This is a genomic window from Macrococcoides caseolyticum, from assembly GCF_002902665.1.
GTDB lineage: Bacteria > Bacillota > Bacilli > Staphylococcales > Staphylococcaceae > Macrococcoides > Macrococcoides caseolyticum.
On the sequence record NZ_PPRM01000089.1, the window covers coordinates 1 to 3,501 of the forward strand.

The following is a 3,501-nucleotide window of genomic DNA, read 5'->3' on the forward strand; positions in this document are numbered from 1 at the left end:
GTTTAACGGTCGTTTAAGTTACTAATATGCTTTGAATTTAATTCCTAATTCACTTTGTCACTTTCCGTTTTATATTGCAGTAATTTTACTTGTTAAATTGCAAAAAACATAAATAACTCCTGATTTTTCTATACAAATGGCTACTCTCATATCCACGATAATGAGAGTAGCCATAAATTTTATTTATTTGCTTGTCTACTTAACAAAGAGAATTCATATTGCATTTGTGAATAACTAACTAAATACTTTAAAGCTTTAAAATGATAGACATTAACGAGATTTTAGTTCGTCAGTTGTCATCCATTTATGATTTTTAACCATCTCATCGTTTTCTGTTGATTTATAATCCACCATATAAACGGTTGTTTTTTCTACATCATCAATTTGAGCTTCTGCACCTTTCATACCAGGCATATGGTCAGCTTCTAATTTAACTGTATCACCTTTCTTGAATCCATTTTCAGGGGCATCTGCAACTTCCTCATTAACGACCCATTTGTGATTATTAACTTTTTCATCACCATTTGTAGGTGTGTAACTCACGACATAAGCATACGTTTTATAAGCACCTTTCACAGTACCTTTGGCATTTTTCATACCAGGCATATGATCAGCTGTAATTGTTATTTTATCGTCCTTTTTATATTTACTGTCATCTGTACTTTTCATATTATCTGGGGCTTTACTTTCACTCTTATGATTCATATGTTTTTCTTGTTTTTGATCTTTAGAATTTTCTTCTTCCTCACCAGTTGAACAAGATGATAATACTAATCCTGAAGCTACTATAATTAAGCTCAATTTTTTCATCATATTGAATTCTCCTTATAAATTATTTTGTTACTTTTATTTGTCCCATCATTCCATTATCTTCATGCTCAAGAATGTTTTATCTTGGATTATCATAGGCAAATCATTTTTCCCATAATTGCCAGGATAATTATTCTTTTTGTCATCCTCTATATATAATAACCCTGATAAACCATTATAAACCTATTTAGCTGTATTTGGGGAGGGGTGGGGATGATACCATAATGTAGCAGCCTCTTGTTTAACCTCAAATTTTATTGTTTTTTCTTTTCCTGGTTTTATAACTTGAGAAGGGCCTCCATCCACTTTTCCATCTATTTCTAACCCATGCCAATGAAATGTTGTATTTTCATCTAAGTTGTTGACTAACTTAATTTTAACCTTATCTCCTTTTTTTATTTTAAGGTTGGGCCAAGTAAATTTCCATTTTATCCTAAAGTGTTAGAGAAATTACCTTTGTAAAATTCTGTCTTTCCTTTTTGCGCTTTTAATGTATAACTTTTATAACCATTGTTATCTTTTTTAGGCTCTAAAACTTTGGGAAATGTTATTTCATTTTTCCTTGTGAAGAATTCAAATTTTTTCTTTCGTCATGACTTTTCATATCCATCATATCAATTCGCTTTTGATCATTTTCTTTCATGTCCATCATGTTATGCTTACCTTCTGCAAAAGTATCAGTAGGAACCATAAACATTATAGAAAATAACGTAATTAAAATTGTAAACATTTTTTTCATCGTATTTTTTGAAAGGGACAAAAAATTGATAATATCAGAAGGATTACTTTTAACGAGTATGACATCCCCCGATTCAACAGCTACATCTGTCCCTGCGCCAATTGCCATACCAATATCTGCTCTAATAAGGCTTGGCGCATCATTGATACCATCACCAACCATCATGATTTTGCTACCATTGCTTTGATAATCTTGGATAATACTTTCTTTATCTTCGGGCATCAATTGCGCGTGGACATCACTAATGCCTAATTCTTCAGCCACTGTTTGTGCCACTTCTTTATTATCGCCTGTAAGCATGACTGGCGTAATGTTTCTCGATAATAAATCCGAAACCATTTGTTTTGAACTTTCTTTAATTTTATCGCCTTGTGCGATAATACCAATAACTTGTCGGTCATGAATTAGATAACTAATAGAATTCCCTTGTTGAGCGAGATTCGTAAATTGTTCTTTATTATAATCAAAATTGCTTTTATCGAGATAAGAAACATTCACTATTTTGAGTTTTTTATTATCAACTGTGCCTTCTAAGCCTACACCTGGAATATTATTAACTTCTTGAGGAGTAGCATATGAAATATTTTTGTCTTTAGCAAAATCAACAACACCAGTGGCAAGTGGATGATTAGAGTTACTTTCTAATGAAGTAAATAGACTCAATATTTCTTCATTATTTAGCTCGTTCGTAAAACTTTCATAGTGATTCACTGAAAAGTTACCTTCAGTAAGTGTCCCAGTTTTATCCATCATGATGTAATCAATGTGTTGTGCGATTTCTATAGATTCTCTGTTTTTTATGATTAAACCATTATGTGCACCTATAGAAGTAGAACGTGCTGTAACTAAAGGTATTGCCAATCCCAATGCATGAGGACAAGCAATAACTAATACGGTTACAAGTCGTTCGAGTGCGAAATCAACGTTATTTTGAATAAGCATCCATACAATAAATGAAATCAGCCCAATTCCTACGGCAAAGTAAAACAAATAACCTGCGACTTTATCCTAGAGGAGTTCAGCTTTTGACTTATCGTTTTGCGCTTGGTTAACAAGACCCATAACTTGAGATAGGTAGCCGTTTTCACCCGTAGCTGTCACTTTAACTTGTACTGTGCCTGAACCATTAATTGAACCCCCAATAACATCATCATTATGAGTTTTATAAACTTTTTTTGATTCGCCAGTAACTAATGATTCATCAATTGATGTTTCTCCTTGAACAATGATTCCGTCTGTAGGTATACTTTCGCCTGCCCTGACTTCCACAATATCGCCAATATGAATATCTGATATTTTAACTTCTTCTCGTTGATTATTATCAATCAGTTTCACTGCAGTATTAGGTAAAAGTTCTGCCATTTTCTTCAGTGCATTGCCTGCATTACCTACTGCGTTCATTTCAATCCAATGACCTAATAACATGATTAAAATTAAAGTCGCTAATTCCCAGAAAAAGTCCATTGTATGTGTGGATGAACCACTGAAGTTATTCATATAAAAGGCGTATAAACTATAAATATAAGCAACTGAAATACCTAGAGCAACAAGCGTCATCATTCCAGGTTTCTTAGTTGAAATTTCATCTTTAGCCCCTGATAAAAATGGCTTTCCTCCATAAAAGAATAAAATAGTAGCAAGAATTAATACAATCCAATCTGACCCTGTAAATGAAAATTGAAACGGTAATTTAATCCCCATCATGGGCGATAAGATAATAATCGGTATCGCAAAAATCAAAGAAATAAAGAATTTAATTTTAAAATTTCCATGATGATGATGTGCATGATCGTCATGACTAGCGTGATTCTCATGTTCTTGATGGCTATGATTCTCATGATTTTGATGTTTTTCATTATTCGGCAAAATAAAACCTCCTAATTTTATATTTTTAGAGATAGTAATAAGATAATGTGAGTATAACATATACCCCCTGGGTGTATATACTATTT

Annotated in this window: 2 protein-coding genes and 1 pseudogene; all 3 read right to left on the minus strand. The window is 32.6% G+C overall.

Features of this window, described 5'->3' with window-relative positions; translation table 11 throughout:
- Positions 1-270: 270 nt before the first annotated feature.
- Positions 271-813 (minus strand): YdhK family protein, encoded by a 543-nt coding sequence (locus tag CD152_RS10160; RefSeq protein ID WP_103214745.1) that lies wholly within the window; start codon positions 811-813, stop codon positions 271-273.
- Between the two features lie 180 nt (positions 814-993).
- Complete coding sequence (locus CD152_RS12155) at positions 994-1,242, minus strand: multicopper oxidase domain-containing protein (protein ID WP_331463264.1); 249 nt, start codon at positions 1,240-1,242, stop codon at positions 994-996.
- Positions 1,243-1,537: 295 nt separating this feature from the next.
- Positions 1,538-3,415 (minus strand): annotated as a pseudogene (gene copB, locus CD152_RS12075) (copper-translocating P-type ATPase CopB); the annotation flags it as partial.
- Positions 3,416-3,501 lie beyond the last annotated feature (86 nt).

Bases quoted from the DNA above. Each gene is read 5' to 3' on its own strand.
- CD152_RS10160 (WP_103214745.1), bottom strand. From the start codon at position 813: ATGATGAAAAAATTGAGCTTAATTATAGTAGCTTCAGGATTAGTATTA.